The organism is Azotobacter armeniacus, from assembly GCF_054779355.1.
In genome coordinates this window covers 22,801-39,891 of the sequence record NZ_BAAGYK010000172.1, presented here as the reverse complement: position 1 = coordinate 39,891, position 17,091 = coordinate 22,801, and the positions used below count along the sequence as shown (strand labels likewise).

Below are 17,091 nucleotides of genomic sequence, written 5' to 3'. Positions count from 1 at the left end.
AGCGTCATTCGATCAGCGGGGCGAACCTGCCAAAGCGATAGGCCCATTCCGGACCCTGGTCGGTTTCATAGGCCAGGACGGCGGAAAGCATGCCGAACGGTTCGATATAACGCGCCACCTTGAGAGAGCCGGCGTCCACCGGATCGAACCCGATCTGACGGATCAACTGTGCCACCACGGCCTTGCTGTCCGCGTCGTCGCCGCAGAACACCAGGCTGGGACGGTTCGGCCGGTTCCGGGCTTCGAATACATGCGGCAGCAACTCGCTCGGCGTGGCCTGGAACGCCGAAACCACCTTTGATTCGGGGAGCTTGCGGGCAATCGTTTCGGCGCCGGACATCGTGTGGGCGATGACCAGTTCGGTGTCATCGGCGTTGAGGGGGTTGCAGCAGCTCACTACCGTCTTGCCCGCTAGGCTACCCGCCTTCGACAACACATCGTCGACCTGCAACCAATGCACGGCCAGGAGCACCAGGTCGGCGTCCTCCACCGCCTCGCCGGGCGTGGCGACGCGCGTGCCGGGTCCGGCCTGCCGGGCGAGTTCGGCAAGCTTCTGCTCGCTGCGGGAGTAGCTGAAGCTGACGTCGTGCCCCGCACGGGCGAAGATCGTGCCGAGGTTGCCACCCATGCGGCCGGAGCCAAGTATCCCGATTTTCATTGTTCAGCTCCTGTAACGGTTGATAGCCAAGAGGCCCGCAGGATCCATCAAGCCAGGCTTCGGCTCAATGCGGCCGGCACTGCGGATGGATGCCTGTCCACCGCCAAGGCGAGCCCTCCGGCCAGCTCCATAACCCGCGCTCCGCCCCAACCCTTCCGCCGACATTGTCCCCCCGCGCAAGGCACGTGAAAAGGGAACAAGTCGTGCTTGGTTGGTACAATTCCGCCGTCCATGCCTGGAATGAATCAATGCCTCGGGAACACTACAGCGAGTTGCTCGCGTTGATCGCGGTTGCACAAGAGCGCAGCTTCACGCGTGCTGCCGCCCAGCTTGGCATCTCCCAGTCGATGCTCAGCCATACGATCCGTGAACTGGAAGCACGACTCGGGGTGCGGCTGCTGACGCGAACCACGCGCAGCGTATCGGTCACGGAGGCCGGCGAACGGCTGTTGCGCGTCGTCGCCCCCCGCTTCAAGGATATCGAGTCTGAGCTGCGGCATGTCACCGAGCTGAGCGAAACACCCGCCGGCACGATCCGCATCACCGCCACCGAACATGCCATCGACACGCTGCTGTGGCCGAAGCTCTCCGGGATCCTGACCGCCTACCCGAAGATCAAGGTGGAGCTGAGTTCCGACTACGCCCTCACCGATATCGTCCAGGGCAGGTATGACTTCGGCGTGCGCCTGGGCGATGAGTTGACCAGGGACAGCTCGGCCGTGCGCATTGCGCCCGACCTGCAATTCGCCATCGTCGGCGCGCCATCGTATTTCGCCTCGCGCGCGATGCCTGCCAACCCCCAGGACCTGACGAACCACGAGTGCATCAATCTCAGGCTCCCGACGCGGGGCAACCTGTACGCCTGGGAACTCAGGAAGGACCAGAGCGAGCTGAATGTGCGGGTAGACGGCCAGTTGGTGTTCAACGGTATCTACCAGATCGTGAACGCCGCGTTGTCGGGATATGGATTGGCCTACGTTCCCGAAGACCTGGCTCGCCCGCATCTCGAATCGGGACGCTTGCTGCCGGTGATGAAGAGCTGGTGGCGCACGTTTCCCGGGTATCACCTCTATTACTCCAGCCAGCGCGAAACCTCGCGGGCCATGCAGATCCTGATCGAGGCGCTGCGCTACAGGGAATAGCCTCGCCCAAAAAAGGCACGCTGCCGCCTGGCAGGATGGTTAGAAACCCCGAGCCCCCTTGTGGCGCCTGGATTGTGAGGCACACTACGGGCTGATTTTCACTACCTACTTTTCCTCCCAAGCCATGCGCGGACACGAAGATCCCCAAGCGTTGATGTTCAGTTACGTCAGCCTCGAAGCGCGTGTTCAAACTCCCCCCGGCTAAGCCGGGGGATTACCTTAGTTATTGAACGGTATCCCTCTCTTCTGAGGAGATCGCCGCCGACGTCAGTCCGACGAAAGCGGCCGCAATGCCTCTGCAAACACTTTGGCATGAAAGATCGTAAGCGCCTTGCCCTCCGCTCCCATCATTGGTCACGATGTAGAAATCATTCGTACCGGGCCGGATGGCCATGCTGGTGGATTGCGATGGTGTCCTTGCTCCCGGCCCGGCAACAGAACCTGGCTGATGGGAATGCCGTTCCTGTTGAAGGCCAGAACGCGGCCTTGCCCGTAGATCGCCATATACAGGTTGCCGTCGGCATCCGCTCGCATCGAGTCGGGCGCGGGGCTGGTGAAGTGGTAGGCGATCGCCGAGCCCAACGGGGTGATGGTCGTGGCGTCGGCAAGCTCGATCCGATGGAGGAGATTGCGCCCGAACTCCGTCGCCCACAGCGCCTTCTCGTCGGGGCCGAGCGCAACACCGTTGGCCATCGCAAGGCGCGGCAGCATGGGCGTGACCGCCGAGAGATCGGGCAATGCATAGGAAACTTGGGCTGATCGTCATTGCGGGCATCAACATCCTGGTTTTCCACGCAGGCGTTTATCGCTCGGTCAACGAGTGGAATATCGACGCTGAAACGCCGTGGCGAGCCAAAACTGCAGGCGCCATCTCGGCCGTGGCGTGGACTTTGGTGATCTTTGCCGGCCGATCCTTGGCCTACTAGACGGGCGCGGAAGGCCACGGCAGGAGATCCCCCAGGCTGAACCTGCCAGGCCTATTGAACGACGTCGATGAACGGGCTGCGACAGTGAGCTGGCGCGGTCACAGCCCCGACACTCGGCCCGCAGCGGGAAGTCCGAGGCGACGGCGCAGATCCGGAGCAGTCAAGTGGGCACGCCAACCGAGTCCGCCTTGCTGGAACGCGACGGCCGCCGCCAGATTGCCGACGACCACCGGATCGCATCCCGCATCGCGCACGAGGCCGGCGGCGACTTGCATCGCCTGCGCATCATCGCTGGCGATCGGCATGCCGATCATCCTGCCTCCCGCCCGGGTTTCAAACGATTCCACGACATTGGCATCGACGCAGCTGAAGGCGCGAACCAGGCGCGCGCCCGGCATGTACTTCGCCACTGTCTGCGCCACGCCGTTCGCCCGGGCTTCGAGAATGAGGGGGCTCGAACCTCCTGACAGCGGCGGGTTGGTCGCGTCCAGCACGACCTTGCCGCTGTATGAACTGCGCAGGTCGCGCCCGACCTGAGGCAGCGCCTCGAACGGCACCGCGAGCAGCAGGACGGTTCCGAACTCCGCGGCCTGCGCCGGCTGGCCTACCGAGGCGCGCGGGCCGAGCTCGCGCGCCATGGACTCCAGCTCCTCGGGATGGCGGGACGAGAACATGACTTCATGCCCGGCCTTGACCCAGAGCCGGCCCACTGTTCCGCCCAACGAGCCGGCGCCGATCACGCCGATCCGCATGGCGGGCGCCGCACGCGCGAGGTGAGGCAGCATCCACGGCAAGATGGCCATGACGCCGAGCGATTTCAGCAGGGAGCGACGAGAGAGCGTCATTTCGGTGTCCTCTTTCTCGATGAAACATCAGGGGGTGTCGGCGGGCAGAGGCTGTCCCGCCACGTTGAACTGCGCGGCGGATGCTTCCTGTTTCTGATGGGAGCGGCCCAGCCAGATGCTCAGCGCGAGCCAGACGAGCGAGATCGGCACGGCGATCACGGCCAATTGCGTCAAGCCGAGCCCCAGCCCCATGAGGCCGGCGTAGCCCCAACTCGCGACCTGATCGCCGCCACGGTAGACCACCGTGTCAATGAAGTTCTTCGCCTTGTAGCGATCCTCGCGCGCGCTGGAAGTGAACAGGATCTCGCGGGCCGGCCTAGCCAACGCGAAGTTCGCTGCCCGGCGTGCGACCTGCGCCGCCACCAGCACAGCCGTGCCCGGGCTGGCGGCCAGGGCCGAGAACCCGGCCACACTGACCAGGGGCAAGATGGCGAGCGTGGCCACGATGCCCAGCGAGCCGATCAGCCGTCCGGTGACGAACACCTGAAGGATCAGCGTGATCGAATTGACCAGCAGGTCGATGTTGGCGAAGAACGCCGTCCTGGCGGCCCGGTCGGGGAAGTACTCTTGGGCGATGTTCGCCTGCTGGAAGTACAGGAACGTCGAGGTGATCGAGTACAACAGGATGAACAGCGCCAGGCCGGCCAGGTAGGGCGAGCGGAGCGTGTGGACGAAGCCGGCAAAGATACCCCCGCCCAGCGGCTTGCTCGGATCGTCGTTGCGCGTTGGAGGCTCGAAGGCTTTCGCCATGACCGACAGCCTGTGGGAGGCGAGCACCGCCATCTCCAGCAGCACGATGGAAATGGCGATCAGCCAGGAGCGGCCGATGTTCTCGACAAGACCGGACGTGAGCGCAGAGCCCAGGATGCCCCCGATGGACGCGCCGGCGGCCAACAGCCCGAAGAGTCGCTTGCCTTGCTCGCTATCGAAGATGTCCACCATGAAAGACCAGAACACCGAGACGACGAACAGGTTGAAGACCGAGATCCAGATGAAGAAGGCCCGAGCCACCCAGACCTGCCACTGTGGGTCGGCGAAATGCAGCAGTAGCGCGAACAGCACCAGGTTCGCCGCGAAGAAGCGGTAGGCCAAGGCGATGAACTGCCTGCGCGGCAGGTTGCGCACCGCCAGCGCGAACAAGGGGCTGACCACCAGCATCGCCACCAGCGTGCCGGTGAATAGCCAGGGCAGGTTCTGGACGCCGCCGGCCACGCCCAGCTCGTCGCGGATCGGGCGCAGCACGTAGTACGCCAGAAACAGCGCGATGACGTACAGCATGGACCACAGGACTGCGGGCGCTTCTTCAGGACAGACGCCTGTCAGGCGCTGCCACAGGGACGGTACGGTGGGCCGCACTATTTCTCCTTGGCGCCAGCCGCAAGCTGGGGCTGCGTGTTCATTGCGCCGTTCTCCCACCATGCCGTGAACGACTGCGCGCGGCCGTCCAGATGGATGGGGCGGCCAATCTCTGGCGTCCACAGCGCATAGGCGCGCCCCTGGCTGGCGGCCGTAATGCGCTTGAACGGGGCGTCCCAATCGTGGGGGGAAATCGAGAAACGGCCGGCATGTGCGGGCATCAGCACCTTCGCCCGCAAGTCCTCGGCCGCCTGCGCGGCCTGCTCGGGGTTCATGTGGACGTTGGCCCAGCGCGGGTCGTACTGGCCCATGTCGAGCGCCACCCAGTCGAATGGGCCGAGCCGCTGGCCGATCTCGGCGAAATGCGGTGCGTAGCCCGAGTCGCCGCTGAAAAAGAGACGGTGTTCAGGGGAAACCAGCGCGAAGCCGACCCACAGCGCCTGGTCTCGGGTGAAGGTGCGCCCGGAGTAGTGCCGGGCCGGGGTGACGTGGATCTGCAACTGCGGCGTCAGCGCGACGACCTCGTTCCAGTCGGCCTCGCGCACGGTGCGCATGTCGTAGCCCCAGGCCTCGAAATGCGCCCCCACGCCCAGCCCCACGATCACCTGCCTGACTTTGGGCTTGAGGGCCTGGATGGTCGGATAGTCCAGATGGTCGTAGTGGTCGTGGCTGATCAGCAGCGCATCGATCTCGAGCACGTCGTCGGCCGTATAGAGGCTGGTGCCCTCGAAAGCCCTGTTCGCCGCGGGTATGGGTGCGGCATTGGTGCTGAAGACCGGATCGATCAGGATGCGCTGCCCGCCCAATTGCACGAAGTAGGAGGAATGGCCCATCCAGACCACCAGGTCCTGCGCGGGATCGAGCGCCTTGAGGTCGGTCTTGATGGCAGGAACGGCGCCCGGCGGTCGAGGCTGGCCTTTCTCACCAAAAATGGTTTCCATCCACATCGACCACTCGGACTGATCCGTCGTCCGCATGGGCGTGTCGATCTGGTTGCGGAACACGCCATCGGCATGGTTGGGCGAGCGCTCGATGTACGCCAGCCGCTCGCCGCTGGGCAACTCCCCGAACACGGGATGCTGCAAATAGGTGATGACACTAACCACGCCGAGGATGGCGATGCCGACGCAAACCATGAGGAGACGAGTCCAAAATCTTTTCATGCAGAGGGTTACCGTCGATGCCATCACGCCAGCGTCGTGTCGGTGGCGCGCGCGAGCTCGGCCAGCAACTGGTCCTGGAAGCGGATGTCGTCGACGGCGGGGTTCGGCTGCTGGCGCCGCTGGTGATGCCAGTAGCCGCCGCTGGTCAGCGCTTCGGGGTCGTCGCTGGTAGCGAGCCACTCCTGGGTCAGATGCCCCAACCGCAGGTCGTCGGGCGCACCCGGGCCGCCCATCTTGGTCGGCACCCAGCCCGGATCGACGGCGTTGCTGAACACGTCCGGCCACCGCCGTGCAATGGCCGCGGCCAGGGCGGTGACGAACAGCTTGCTGTCCGAGTAGCTGCCCGTGGAGGTGCGACCGGACCAGTCCATGCCGGTCAGGTCGGCGTGACCGCCCGTGTGCATGCTGCTGCTCAGGTAGATCAGGCGCTGGGGGCGCTGGATCAGGGCCGTGAGCAGGTACGGCGCGACGACGTTGACGACCAGCAGTTGCGCACTGGAGAGGACGCCCGCGTTGTGGATGACGGCATCCATCCGGCCGATCGCATTGACCTGGCGGGCGAGATCGCGGATCTGCGCGAGGTCGGATAGGTCACCGATCGTGGCGACGGCGCCCTGGTCCACGAGTTCCTTCACGGCCGGCAGCCGGACCTGGGAGCGGACATGCACGACGACGTCGTGCCCCTGGGCGAGCAGCGTCTTGGCCGCGGCATGGCCCAGCCCGTCGGCCGAGCCGGTGATGAACACGCGGGCCTTGCGGCCTGCGCCTCGTTGCGCGTTGGACATGGGGGACTCCTTTCGGGAATTCGGTGGTGTCTGCGCCAGGACGGGTGTAGCGGCCAAGAGCGACCCCGCGACCAGTCCTGAACCCAGTTCGATACCTGCAGCGAGAAATCTTCGACGATCCATGGGCATGTCCTCCGATCAGGCCGCCAGGTCCTTCGCGGCACCCGGCGCCTTGCTGTTCTCAAAGCGATTCATTGGGATGAAGCGGGCGGCAGGCCCTTGCTGAACACTCGGGCATGGAACACCGTTGCCCCTTGCCCACCGCCTGCGTCGCTGGTGACGGCATAGAGATCGTTCCTGTCGGGGTGGATGGCCAGGCTGGTCGATTGCAGGTTGTGCCCCCGCTCGCGGCCGGGCAGCAGCACCTGGCCGATCGGAATGCCGTTGCGGTTGAACGCCAGCACGCGGCCCTGCCCGTACATAGCCACGTACACGTTGCCGTCGGCATCGACGCGCATCGAGTCCGGGGCTGGGCCGATAAAGTGATAGGCGATGGCCGAGCCAATCGGCGCGATGGTGGTCGCATCGGCCAGCTCGATCCGGTGCAGGAGGTTGCGGCCGAACTCCGTCGCCCACAGCGACTTGCCATCGGAGCTGAGCACAACACCATTGGCCATCGCCAGATTGGGCAGCACGGGCTTGATCGTCGAGAGGTCCGGCGCGGCGTAGTAGACCCCGCCCTTGGGCTCGGTCGCGGTGCCCTTGAAGTCCGTGAAGTAGAAGCCGCCCTGGGCATCGAACACCAAGTCATTGGGCATGTACCCGGCCACCGGCGGAACGATCGCCTGCAGGCCTGATCCGTCCGGGTTCACCGCGAAGATCGCACCGCGACCATTCGGGATGTCCAGCGCCGCGATGAAGAGGCGGCCGTCCTTGTGAAAGGCCAGGCCGCCCGGCGCCAGCGCGTCCAGGGTGATGACGGTGGACAACTGCTTGTCCGGCGTCAGGCGCAGCACGCGGCGGCCGGTCACGTCGCAGAAGAGCAGATTGCCGCTGGGATCGAAGATCGCCCCTTCGAGCACGCGACCTTCGTCCGAGGCCTTGAACCAGGGTGTTGCTACCACGGCCTGCAGAGCGCGCTCGGCAGGCGGAATGGGCACAGGGCCCTGCGTCTGCGTGTCGTAGACAAGCCCGGCAGGAGCGGGGCCTTGCTGGGCTGACACCCCTGCGGCAAAGCATGCCCCCGCGACAAGGCATGCCACTGCGGCGACGGCCTTGGTTTTCCTGGCCAGTGCTTTACCGCACTGCCTGGCGACTTTCCATGTCTGCTGCTGCGACAAATCGTGCTTCCCCATGATCAGTACACCGTGAGTCCACCGTCCACGGCCAAGGCCTGGCCGGTCACGCAGGTCGAGCCCGAGCTGCACAGCCAGAGCACGGCGCCGGCGATTTCCTCGCCCCGTCCCAGGCGCTTCATCGGCAGGTCACGCAGGAGCGTCGTCCATCGCCAGCATCCCCTTGTCCAGCATCGTCGATACCATCGGCGTGTCGATAGTGCCGGGTCAGCCCGATTACGCCGTGCTTGGTGCCGTGATAGGCCGCAATCAGCGCTCGGCCGGTGAGTCCGCCGATGGAGGAACAGTTGACGATCGCGCCGCTGCCCTGTTTGCGCACTTGCGCGATCTCGTGCTTCATGCACGCCCAGACACCGCGCTGGTTGATGGCGCTGATGTAGTCGCAGTCCTCAGCGGACTGGTCCGCGATTTCCGAGGCCGAAATCTGGATCCAGGCGTTGTTGAAAGCGGCGTCCAGGCGGCCGAAATTGGCGACCATACGTTCATGAATATCTCCTGGTAAAAGTTCAGTCCGACACGTGCGCGCCCACAGCGGACACGCGGCCCACGATCTCGTGGCCCGGCACGCAGGGGTACAGGGTGCCCGCCCATTCGGAGCGCACCTGGTAAATGTCGGAGTGGCACACGCCGCAATAGGCAATGTCGATCTGCACGTCGTGCGCGCTGGGCGCGCGCCGCGTGATGTCCATGGATTCGAGGGGTTAGTCGCTCGCGTGGGCGCCGTAGGCTTTGGCGGTCATGGTGTATTTCCTTTCTGTCGGTCAAAAAATATCAGCGATAGGCTGCCGGCCTGTTGCCATCGGTATTGGGTTGACTGATGCCCAGGTTCTGATTGGCATAGCGCTCGGAGCTCTTGACAATGTCCGCCACAAAGCGGCCGATGCTTGCGCGCGACGTTTCCGTACCCTTGTAGGTTTCGCCTTTTTGGGTCAGTTGGAACACTTCGGTCGGCTTGTCGGTCAGCCAAACCGGGCGCAGCACGGTATAGGTCAGCCCTGATTGCTCGACCACCTCGGCCGTCTTCAGATTGATGGGGCGATAGCGGCCGACCATGCTCTTGTCCCAGGCGTTGAAAGGCTCGGGCAGTTCGTCATAGATGCCACCGGCGCTGATGACGATGACGTGGCGGGCGCCGACTTCTTTCATGGCCTTCACGATGTTCGCCGTCTTGGCGTCCAGGTCCATGCCGCCCATGGTGCTGATGACAATGTCTTGCCCGCGGATCGCACGTGTCAGGTCTGCGAGTTCGGTGGCATCACCCTCCACGACATTCACGCGATCGCTCTGCATGTGCTGCATGCGGCTTGCTCGGCGCAGGAACAAGGTCAGCTTCACATCGTCCTGTTCCAGCAGACGGGGAATAATTTCTTTCGACGTACTTCCATGGGCGCCGATCAGAATGACGTTCTTCATTGTTGAACTGGCCTGTTGTGCGTCCGCTTGCTCACTCGCACGAGAGCTGCCGGCGCCGTTGGATACGCTGGCCCCAAGGGTCAAGAAAGATGCGGCAAGGAAGCCGAATAGCAGGGCGATCTTTCTCATGGAGGTTTGCCTCGCGAAACTGGGGGGAGATTTCGGGATCAGGAGGGCTGGTTGTTCACCCGGTATCGCAGCCACACGGTGCTGTCCTTCAGGGGCTTTACGTCGATCAGCGTGAACGCGCGCGGCTGAATCCGGGAAAGCGGTTCCTTGGCTGTGAACAAGCCCGGAGCAGTGGGCGAGGCATCGGAAACGGGCGCCAGCAGGAGGCTCACTTCATCGACCAGGCCATCTTGCACATACGACCAGTTCAGCACGCCGCCACCACCGATCATCACGCGCTCCATGCCAAACAGCGTCGCCAGCTTGTGCAAGGCCAGGGCGTTGTCGGGCTCGTCTTTCCCGGCGATCACATAGGAGATGTTGAGTCGGCGCAGCAAGTCCTTGTAGGCGTTGCTCGCCTTTTCGGTCACCACCGAAACTACGTGCGACCGGATGCCTCCGTAATCGACGTAGTTCTCTTGCCAGCCCAGGCGGCCGTCGGGGTCCAACGCAACGTAATACATCGGCGCATTCGTTTCGGCGACAAAATCACCTTCTGGAACAACGCCCGCCGATTCGTTCAGGTCAGGCTTGCGGTAATGGGTGAAGTTGTCGTCGGTCGAGACGCGGCCGTTCAAATAGCCTTGGATATTCAAGACCTGTTGATCGGCATGCAGCGCCAGTTGCTCGTACTGAAGGGCCGCCGAATCGAACTCGGGCAGCTCGATGTTGTGGATTCTTCCGTCCAGAGACGTCAGGGTGTGAATGATGACGTAGGGCTTTTTCAAGGGGATTACCTGCATCAATTCAACATCTAGTTCTTGGAGAACGCGATCCGCACGCCGCCTCTGCCGAGTGCCTGGGCCAAGCCAGCGGGGTCGTCGATGCGGCCGAGGCGCGTATACGAATAGGACGAGTCGAAGGTCAGATAGAAGACGACCAGGGTTCTCGACCCATACAGCATGAGATCGCCGTTGCGGATCGTGCCGGGGCGGCTTGCGTTGGTCGGCAGCGATTTCGGCAGGTCCGCGTGTTTCTCGTTGCTGTTGAGGTCGGCCATGTCTATCGAGAGCGGCAGCATCGCGGAAAACGCGCGGGCTGCTTCGGTGTCGGCCAAGGTGATGGCGAAGCGACGGTCGCCGACGGTCATCCACATGCGAGATTCCTCCGGTTGGGCAGTGGTCGCAGCGGCGGCAGTGGGCGAGCCTGACGCCCCGGGCTGGGCGGCGTCACATGCCCCGAGCACGAGTAGACCGCAGAGCAGGCCCAGCCCGCGCAAAACCCGCAAGCCGCGTGCGTGACGGTATTCAACGGCCGAGCGGCCTTGACCGCTGCGAGGGACACAAAAGCTCATGGTCATGGATTTCTCCTGGGGTGACACGCGGCTCAGGCCGCTTGCCGGGTTTGCGAACGTGAGGTCAGGAGGGTGAGGAAGGCCGCGAACAGCAGCACAGCCGCGCTCGCCATGAAGGTGCTTCGGTAGCCTGCCGAGTCGAACAGCAGGCCGCCCACGGTCGAGCCCAGGGCGATCGCCAACTGGATCACCGCCACCATCAGGCCGCCGCCTGCCTCTGCGTTGTGCGGCATGGCTTCGGCGATCCAACTCCACCAGCCCACGGGGGCCGAGGTCGCCATCAGGCCCCACAGGCCCAGCAGCGCCACCACGGCGGCGACCCAAGCTCCGAAGGGAATCAGCGTCAAGGCGATCACCGCCATGAGGATCGGAATGGCGATCAGTGTCCCGTACAGGCCGCGCTTGAGGACCGAGCCGATCAGCGCGGTGCCGATGAAACCCGCCACACCGATCACGAGTAGGATGAGCGACAGCGTGGACACCTCGACGTGCGTCACCGTTTCCAAGAACGGTCGCACGTAGGTGAACAGGGCGAACTGCCCCATGAAGAAGGCGCCACATGCGGCCATACCGAGCGCGACGGGTCGGCTCTTGAACAGCTTGAACACATTGCCGGAGCCCACTGGGCGGGACCCGGGCTGCATCGAAGGAAGGCTGACCCACTGCCAGGCCAGGGCAATCGCCGCCACCGGCACCAGGCAGAGGAAGGCGCCGCGCCACCCCATGACCGAACCGAGATAGCTGCCCAGCGGCGCAGCAATCACAGTGGCCAGCGCGTTGCCGCCGTTGAAGATCGCCAGGGCGCGCGGCACCTGATGAGCAGGCACCAACCGCATGGCCGTCGCGGCCGACATGGACCAGAAGCCGCCGATGACCACGCCGATGAGCGCGCGGCCGATCATGTAGATCAGGTAGTTCGATGCCAGCGAGACCACGGCACCGGAGACGGCCATCAGCGCGGTCAATGCCAACAGCAGCGTCTTGCGGTTCATGCTGCCGGCCAGCGCGGAGATCGACAGGCTGGCCAGCACCGCGAACGCGCCGGAGATCGCAATGCCTTGCCCGGCCATCCCCTCGGTGACATGGAGGTCGGCCGCCATCGGCGTCAGCAGGCTCACGGGCATGAATTCGGAGGCGATCAGGGCGAAGACGCACAGCGACATCGCGAACACGCCGCTCCAGTAAGCTGGCTGCGTCTTGGCCTCGTGTTGAGTGGGCAAGGTGCCCGTCGGGGCTTCACCTATCGGGGTTGTCATGAAATTCTTCGTTCTGCCCTGATGTATATGGAAAACACCGCGCTCGTCCCTGGGAGCGAGCACGGCGATAGGGATCGACGCCTTCGGCGCCGGAACCGGCGTGGGACTACGTCGGTTCCGATGGATCTCAGTCCTTGCCGATCTGATCCATCTGCTTCGCGTCCATCCGGCCGCCATGCACGGTGATCTTGGCGAAGGCTGCCTCGATCTCGCGCAGGTCTTCCGGGGTGAGGTTGACATTGATCGAGCTCAGGTTCTCGCGCGAGTGGTCCAGATTGGTCGTGCCGGGGATCGGAACGATCCAGGGCTTTTGCGCCATCAGCCAAGCCAAGGCGATTTGCGCGCGCGTGGCTCCCTTCTTCTCGCCGAACGTCTTCAAGAAGTCGAGGATGGGCTGGTTGGCCTGCATGACCTCGCGGCTGAAGCGCGGGAAGGTCTTGCGCAGGTCCGTCTTCCCATCGAAGCCAGCCTGCGCATCCAGCGGCAGCTTGCCGGGCAGGAAGCCCTGGCCCAGCGGTCCCCACGGCACGAAGCCGATGCCCAGCTCCTCGCACGTTTGCAGCACGCCGTTGTGCTCCACGCTGCGTTCCATGATCGAGTATTCGGTCTGGATCGCGGCCACGGGCTGCACAGCGTGGGCACGGCGGATGGTGCGCGCGCTCGGCTCGGACAGGCCGAAGTGCAGCACCTTGCCCTGCTGGATCAGATCCTTGATCGTGCCCGCCACGTCCTCGATCGGCACGGTCAGATCGACGCGGTGCTGGTAGTAGAGGTCGATGCGGTCGGTCTTCAGGCGCTTGAGCGACTCCTCGACCACGCGACGGATGCGTTCGGGGCGGCTGTCCAGGCCGTTCGTGCCGTCGATCTTGAAGCCGAACTTGGTGGCGATGGCCACGTGATTGCGCACCGGCCCCAGTGCCTCGGCGACGAGTTCCTCGTTCACGTAGGGGCCATAGACCTCAGCGGTGTCGAAGAAGGTGATGCCGCGCTCGTAGGCGTCACGAATCACGCGAATGCCTTGGGCCTTGTCGATGGGCGGGCCGTAGTTGGCGCTGATGCTCATGCAGCCGAAGCCCAGCTCCGACACCTCCAGGCTGCCCAGCTTGCGCTTTCCAATGGTGTAGGTCTGGCTGCTGTTGCCGCTGCCATCGCGACGTTGGGCGGTTTGAGCCGCAGCGGGCGTAGCCAACGATGCAGCACTGATCGGCAGCACTGCACCGGCAGCAGCGATGCTCGCTGCCTTCAGAAAGCCGCGCCGGTCGGCAGCCACGCTGGACTCTTCTACGGTCTCACGATCATTGATGTTCTGCGTGTTCATGTTCGGTACCTTTCAAGTTGAAGTGGATGCCGGGATGGAAATGATCGAGGGCTATTGCGCCATCACGGTCGGCCGCCATGGACGGTAATCTTGGCAAAAGCTCCCTCGATCTCGCGCAGGTCTTCCGGCGTGAGGTTGACGTTGATCGAGCTGAGGTTCTCGCGCGAGTGGTCCAGATTGGCCGTGCCGGGGATGGAAACGATCCAGGGTTTTTGCGCCATCAGCCAAGCCAGGGCGATCTGCGCGCGCGTGGCACCCTTCGTCTCGCCGAAGGCCTTCAGGAAGTCGAGGATCGGCTGGTTCGCCTTCATGACTTCGGGGCTGAAGCGGGCGAATTTCGTGCGCAGGTCCGACTTCTCATCGAAGCCTGCTTGTGCATCCAGCGGCAGCTTGCCGGGCAGGAAGCCTTGACCGAGCGGTGCCCACGGCACGAAGCCGATGCCCAGCTCCTCGCACGCCTGCAGCACGCCGTTGCGCTCCACGCTGCGCTCCATGATCGAGTACTCGGTCTGGATCGCGGCCACGGGCTGCACGGCGTGGGCGCGGCGAATGATGTCCGCGCTCGCCTCGGACAGGCCGAAGTGCAGCACTTTGCCTTGCTGGATCAGGTCCTTGACGGTGCCGGCCACGTCCTCGATCGGAACGTTCGGATCGACACGGTGCTGGTAGTAGAGGTCGATGCGGTCGGTCTTCAGGCGCTTGAGCGACTCCTCGACCACGCGGCGGATATGTTCGGGGCGACTATTCAAAGTGTTGGTGCCATCAACAGCGCCATTGGTGCCATTGATCCCGAAACCGAACTTTGTCCCGATGACCACATGGTTGCGCATCGGCCCCAGCGCCTCGCCGACGAGTTCCTCGTTGACGTAGGGACCATAGACCTCGGCGGTGTCGAAGAACGTGATGCCGCGCTCATAGGCGTCGCGAATCACACGGATGCTTTGGGCTTTGTCCACACCTGGGCCGTAGTGGCCGGGGCTGTTGCTCATGCAGCCAAAACCCAGCTCCGACACCTCCAGGCTGCCCAGCTTGCGGGTCCTCATGGTGTAGGCTTGGCCACTGTTGCCACCGCGTTGCGCGGTTTGCGCCGCAGCGGGCGTAGCCAACGATGCAGCACTGATCGGCAGCACTGCACCGGCAGCAGCGATGCTCGCTGCCTTCAGAAAACCACGCCGGTCGGCAGCCACGCTGGACTCTTCTACGGTCTCACGATCATTGATGTGCTGCGTGCTCATGTTCGATACCTTTCAAGTCGAAGTAGATGCGGAATAGGTGCTTCGGGATTGCGACGACGTTCAGTCGGTCATGCACTCGATCCTGACCTGCAGCGGTCCGGGGCGCTGCAGCGCAGGCAGGCCCGTGTCCACTGCGCCCAGCCGCATCAGATCACCCGTGTAGTTGCCAGTACCGTCCTCGACGAAGATCGCCAGGTTGCCCCAGGGTGCGTAGTAGGCGAGGTCGCCTTCCTTCACGGGAACCGTGGTCTCGGCCCTGTCCAGAGGCAGCTTTCGCGGCAGATCGGCAATGCGTTCGATGCGCGCGAAGTCGGTCAGCGTCAACGACATCGGCAGTAGCGCCGCGAAGTCTCGTGCGGTGGCGTTGTCGTGCAGCGTGGCGGTCGCGACCTGACCATCGACATGCAGGCGGATCTTCACGGGGGACTCCTGTGTGGGCATGGACGAGGCTCCGCTCGTCGATGACGCGGCCAACGAAATGCCGGGGAGGCAAGCCGCCAGCGCCAGCCAGCAGACCTTCACGCCGGTCCGGCCCAGATGGGTATATTGCATGTGCGCACCTTCATGGCAGCAGAGAAAAAGGGGCGTGACGGATACGGAAAGCGCCACGGTCAGCCCATCGACGACAAAGGGTGGCTTGCCATCGGACGAGCGGGATACGGCTCCCGATGATAGGGGTCCAGCTAGCAGCACAGCCGTTGACTTCTCGAAAGCACCTATGAGCCAGAGTAATGAATCCGTTGGCCATGGCTGCGAAAACCGGCTGGATTAATCACCCTGACTCATAGCTCCATTCGGAGTTTTGTGTTTTTCGAATAGTCCGGTCTCCCTATCATGGGGCTCCAACAGCGGCGGCAAGCGAACCACCCCGCTCGCGACACCCTGCACGCCCAGCCGTACCTCCACCTGACCTCGGCCACGTTGCGCCCCTCCTCCGCGAGGCGGTGCCGGGTTGCGCATTGCCGGAGTAAAACCCGATGACGACTTCAACTCTCGAACTTGAATCGACCCAACGACAGATGGGCAGTGCCGTGGGCTCCATGGCGCTTTGCGTGGCGATGCTGATCGCCGCCGAATTCATGCCGGTCAGCCTGCTGACACCGATCGCCGAAGACTTGCAGGCCACCCAGGGCCTGGCGGGACAGGCCATCTCGGTGTCCGGCTTCTTCGCGGTGCTGTCCAGCCTGTTCATCGCGCCTATCGCCGGACGCTTCGATCGCCGGCACGTACTGATGGGCATGACCCTGCTGATGCTGCTGTCGCTGGCGATGATCGTCCTGGCGCCCGACTTTTCCCTGCTGATGACGGCCCGCGCCTTGCTGGGCCTGGCGATCGGCGGTTTCTGGTCGCTGGCCACGGCGACCGTCATTCGGCTGGTGCCCGCCGACCGCGTGCCGAAGGCGCTTGGCACCCTCTTCATGGGCAATGCCATCGCCACGGCGTTCGCCGCACCGATCGGGGCCTACGTGGGGGAACTGTTCGGCTGGCGGGTCGTGTTCGGCGGCCTCGTGCCGCTGGTGGTCGTCAATCTGCTCTGGCAGGCCAGGAGCCTTCCCTCGATGCCGCCGCGGGCGACCATTCCGGTCACCCGCCTGTTCGGGCTGCTCAAACGCCGATACGTCGCCCTGGGCATGCTCTCGACCATGCTGACGTTCGCGGGTGCGTTCGGCGCCTTCACCTACTTCCGCCCCTTCCTGGAAGCCGAAATGGCTGTGAGCCCGAGCCAGCTGTCGCTTCTGCTGCTCGGCCTGGGCCTGGCCGGATTCGCGGGAACCCACTTTGCCGGCGCCATGCTTCATCGGCAGCGCCTCTACCCGCTCCTGCGCTACCTCCCCCTGGCCCTCGCCGCCGTCACCCTGGCCATGATGGAGGCCGGGCATCTCTTCTGGGCGGTGGCGGCGATGATGGTCGGCTGGGGAGCGCTGAACGCCGCCATACCGGTGTGCTGGTCCACCTGGCTGGCCAGGGAAATCGATGACGAGCCGGAAAGCGGCGGCGGACTGCTGGTCGCCTCGATCCAGCTGGCGATCATGATGGGCGGCGCACTGGGTGGCCAACTGCTGGACCATGCCAATGCTTCCGCTCCCCTGGTGGGAGGCGCGGTCCTGCTGATCCTTTCCGTGCTGGTCATCGGCAACGGCACCCGGATCAGGAGACCGGCACAGGCCTGAGCCAAAAGCCGCGGCTCGACCCGCGCCCTTGTCAGGCGCCTTGGGTGAGGAACGGCGGTGGTATGG

The 17,091-nt window shown here is 64.2% G+C and carries 19 protein-coding genes and 1 pseudogene; 3 read left to right on the top strand and 17 right to left on the bottom strand.

The window, feature by feature from the left end; all coding sequences use genetic code 11:
* Positions 1 to 4: 4 nt before the first annotated feature.
* Entirely contained in the window at positions 5 to 658 is a 654-nt protein-coding gene (locus tag ACYVD0_RS23295; RefSeq protein WP_460428997.1) for an NADPH-dependent F420 reductase, read from the bottom strand.
* A 248-nt stretch (positions 659 to 906) separates the two neighbouring features.
* On the opposite strand from ACYVD0_RS23295, the gene ACYVD0_RS23290 reads away from it, so the two are divergent.
* Entirely contained in the window at positions 907 to 1,800 is an 894-nt protein-coding gene (locus ACYVD0_RS23290; protein ID WP_460429046.1) for a LysR family transcriptional regulator, read from the top strand.
* Positions 1,801 to 2,154: 354 nt separating this feature from the next.
* On the opposite strand, the gene ACYVD0_RS23285 is transcribed toward ACYVD0_RS23290, so the two are convergent.
* Positions 2,155 to 2,511, bottom strand: a complete 357-nt coding sequence (locus tag ACYVD0_RS23285) for an SMP-30/gluconolactonase/LRE family protein (RefSeq protein ID WP_460428996.1) — start codon at positions 2,509 to 2,511, stop codon at positions 2,155 to 2,157.
* Positions 2,512 to 2,537: 26 nt separating this feature from the next.
* Between ACYVD0_RS23285 and ACYVD0_RS23280 the strand changes: the two genes are divergently transcribed.
* Positions 2,538 to 2,726 carry a hypothetical protein gene (locus ACYVD0_RS23280; RefSeq protein ID WP_090733941.1) on the top strand — a complete coding sequence of 63 codons (189 nt, stop codon included), beginning with the start codon at positions 2,538 to 2,540 and terminating at the stop codon, positions 2,724 to 2,726.
* A gap of 98 nt (positions 2,727 to 2,824) precedes the next feature.
* Here ACYVD0_RS23280 and ACYVD0_RS23275 read toward each other — a convergent pair whose 3' ends face one another.
* The 15 genes and pseudogenes from ACYVD0_RS23275 to ACYVD0_RS23205 form a co-directional block, all read right to left on the bottom strand.
* Positions 2,825 to 3,571, bottom strand: coding sequence for an NADPH-dependent F420 reductase (locus tag ACYVD0_RS23275; RefSeq protein WP_460428995.1), 747 nt, complete (start codon positions 3,569 to 3,571; stop codon positions 2,825 to 2,827).
* Positions 3,572 to 3,598: 27 nt separating this feature from the next.
* Positions 3,599 to 4,849, bottom strand: a complete 1,251-nt coding sequence (locus ACYVD0_RS23270; RefSeq protein ID WP_460428994.1) for an NTP/NDP exchange transporter — start codon at positions 4,847 to 4,849, stop codon at positions 3,599 to 3,601.
* 77 nt (positions 4,850 to 4,926) lie between these two features.
* Positions 4,927 to 6,063, bottom strand: a complete 1,137-nt coding sequence (locus ACYVD0_RS23265; protein WP_460428993.1) for an MBL fold metallo-hydrolase — start codon at positions 6,061 to 6,063, stop codon at positions 4,927 to 4,929.
* A 50-nt stretch (positions 6,064 to 6,113) separates the two neighbouring features.
* Positions 6,114 to 6,875: a Rossmann-fold NAD(P)-binding domain-containing protein gene (locus ACYVD0_RS23260; protein ID WP_460428992.1), complete on the bottom strand. Its 762-nt coding sequence runs from the start codon at positions 6,873 to 6,875 to the stop codon at positions 6,114 to 6,116.
* Positions 6,876 to 7,066: 191 nt separating this feature from the next.
* A complete protein-coding gene (locus tag ACYVD0_RS23255; RefSeq protein ID WP_460428991.1) occupies positions 7,067 to 8,170 on the bottom strand; it encodes an SMP-30/gluconolactonase/LRE family protein in 1,104 nt (367 codons plus the stop codon).
* Positions 8,171 to 8,172: 2 nt separating this feature from the next.
* Entirely contained in the window at positions 8,173 to 8,292 is a 120-nt protein-coding gene (locus ACYVD0_RS23250; protein WP_460428990.1) for an SDR family oxidoreductase, read from the bottom strand.
* On the bottom strand, positions 8,289 to 8,648 hold the full coding sequence (locus ACYVD0_RS23245; RefSeq protein ID WP_460428989.1) for a Rossmann-fold NAD(P)-binding domain-containing protein: 360 nt from the start codon (positions 8,646 to 8,648) through the stop codon (positions 8,289 to 8,291). The genes ACYVD0_RS23250 and ACYVD0_RS23245 overlap by 4 nt, the downstream gene beginning before the upstream one ends.
* A 31-nt stretch (positions 8,649 to 8,679) precedes the next feature.
* Positions 8,680 to 8,859: pseudogene (locus tag ACYVD0_RS23240) on the bottom strand (alcohol dehydrogenase catalytic domain-containing protein); the annotation flags it as partial.
* Between the two features lie 82 nt (positions 8,860 to 8,941).
* On the bottom strand, positions 8,942 to 9,712 hold the full coding sequence (locus tag ACYVD0_RS23235) for an SDR family oxidoreductase (protein WP_460428988.1): 771 nt from the start codon (positions 9,710 to 9,712) through the stop codon (positions 8,942 to 8,944).
* Between the two features lie 38 nt (positions 9,713 to 9,750).
* Entirely contained in the window at positions 9,751 to 10,479 is a 729-nt protein-coding gene (locus tag ACYVD0_RS23230; RefSeq protein WP_460428987.1) for a dihydrofolate reductase family protein, read from the bottom strand.
* Positions 10,480 to 10,505: 26 nt separating this feature from the next.
* A complete protein-coding gene (locus ACYVD0_RS23225; protein WP_460428986.1) occupies positions 10,506 to 10,847 on the bottom strand; it encodes a cyclophilin-like fold protein in 342 nt (113 codons plus the stop codon).
* 230 nt (positions 10,848 to 11,077) lie between these two features.
* Complete coding sequence (locus ACYVD0_RS23220; RefSeq protein WP_460428985.1) at positions 11,078 to 12,301, bottom strand: MFS transporter; 1,224 nt, start codon at positions 12,299 to 12,301, stop codon at positions 11,078 to 11,080.
* A gap of 127 nt (positions 12,302 to 12,428) precedes the next feature.
* Positions 12,429 to 13,418 (bottom strand): aldo/keto reductase, encoded by a 990-nt coding sequence (locus tag ACYVD0_RS23215; protein ID WP_460429045.1) that lies wholly within the window; start codon positions 13,416 to 13,418, stop codon positions 12,429 to 12,431.
* A gap of 263 nt (positions 13,419 to 13,681) precedes the next feature.
* Positions 13,682 to 14,662 carry an aldo/keto reductase gene (locus ACYVD0_RS23210; protein ID WP_460429044.1) on the bottom strand — a complete coding sequence of 327 codons (981 nt, stop codon included), beginning with the start codon at positions 14,660 to 14,662 and terminating at the stop codon, positions 13,682 to 13,684.
* A gap of 252 nt (positions 14,663 to 14,914) precedes the next feature.
* The gene (locus tag ACYVD0_RS23205; RefSeq protein WP_460428984.1) at positions 14,915 to 15,274 is read right to left on the bottom strand and encodes a cyclophilin-like fold protein; all 360 of its coding nucleotides are present in this window, start codon (positions 15,272 to 15,274) and stop codon (positions 14,915 to 14,917) included.
* 557 nt (positions 15,275 to 15,831) lie between these two features.
* On the opposite strand from ACYVD0_RS23205, the gene ACYVD0_RS23200 reads away from it, so the two are divergent.
* Positions 15,832 to 17,025 (top strand): MFS transporter, encoded by a 1,194-nt coding sequence (locus ACYVD0_RS23200; RefSeq protein ID WP_460428983.1) that lies wholly within the window; start codon positions 15,832 to 15,834, stop codon positions 17,023 to 17,025.
* The last annotated feature ends 66 nt before the right edge of the window (positions 17,026 to 17,091 follow it).

Coding starts and splice junctions, on each gene's coding strand:
- ACYVD0_RS23295 (WP_460428997.1), bottom strand. CDS start 658: ATGAAAATCGGGATACTTGGCTCCGGCCGCATGGGTGGCAACCTCGGC.
- ACYVD0_RS23255 (WP_460428991.1), bottom strand. CDS start 8,170: ATGGGGAAGCACGATTTGTCGCAGCAGCAGACATGGAAAGTCGCCAGG.
- ACYVD0_RS23235 (WP_460428988.1), bottom strand. CDS start 9,712: ATGAGAAAGATCGCCCTGCTATTCGGCTTCCTTGCCGCATCTTTCTTG.
- ACYVD0_RS23250 (WP_460428990.1), bottom strand. CDS start 8,292: ATGAAGCGCCTGGGACGGGGCGAGGAAATCGCCGGCGCCGTGCTCTGG.
- ACYVD0_RS23225 (WP_460428986.1), bottom strand. CDS start 10,847: ATGTGGATGACCGTCGGCGACCGTCGCTTCGCCATCACCTTGGCCGAC.
- ACYVD0_RS23265 (WP_460428993.1), bottom strand. CDS start 6,063: ATGGTTTGCGTCGGCATCGCCATCCTCGGCGTGGTTAGTGTCATCACC.
- ACYVD0_RS23200 (WP_460428983.1), top strand. CDS start 15,832: ATGACGACTTCAACTCTCGAACTTGAATCGACCCAACGACAGATGGGC.
- ACYVD0_RS23220 (WP_460428985.1), bottom strand. CDS start 12,301: ATGACAACCCCGATAGGTGAAGCCCCGACGGGCACCTTGCCCACTCAA.
- ACYVD0_RS23290 (WP_460429046.1), top strand. CDS start 907: ATGCCTCGGGAACACTACAGCGAGTTGCTCGCGTTGATCGCGGTTGCA.
- ACYVD0_RS23280 (WP_090733941.1), top strand. CDS start 2,538: ATGCATAGGAAACTTGGGCTGATCGTCATTGCGGGCATCAACATCCTG.
- ACYVD0_RS23245 (WP_460428989.1), bottom strand. CDS start 8,648: ATGGTCGCCAATTTCGGCCGCCTGGACGCCGCTTTCAACAACGCCTGG.
- ACYVD0_RS23260 (WP_460428992.1), bottom strand. CDS start 6,875: ATGTCCAACGCGCAACGAGGCGCAGGCCGCAAGGCCCGCGTGTTCATC.
- ACYVD0_RS23275 (WP_460428995.1), bottom strand. CDS start 3,571: ATGACGCTCTCTCGTCGCTCCCTGCTGAAATCGCTCGGCGTCATGGCC.
- ACYVD0_RS23270 (WP_460428994.1), bottom strand. CDS start 4,849: ATGCTGTACGTCATCGCGCTGTTTCTGGCGTACTACGTGCTGCGCCCG.
- ACYVD0_RS23210 (WP_460429044.1), bottom strand. CDS start 14,662: ATGAGGACCCGCAAGCTGGGCAGCCTGGAGGTGTCGGAGCTGGGTTTT.
- ACYVD0_RS23285 (WP_460428996.1), bottom strand. CDS start 2,511: ATGCTGCCGCGCCTTGCGATGGCCAACGGTGTTGCGCTCGGCCCCGAC.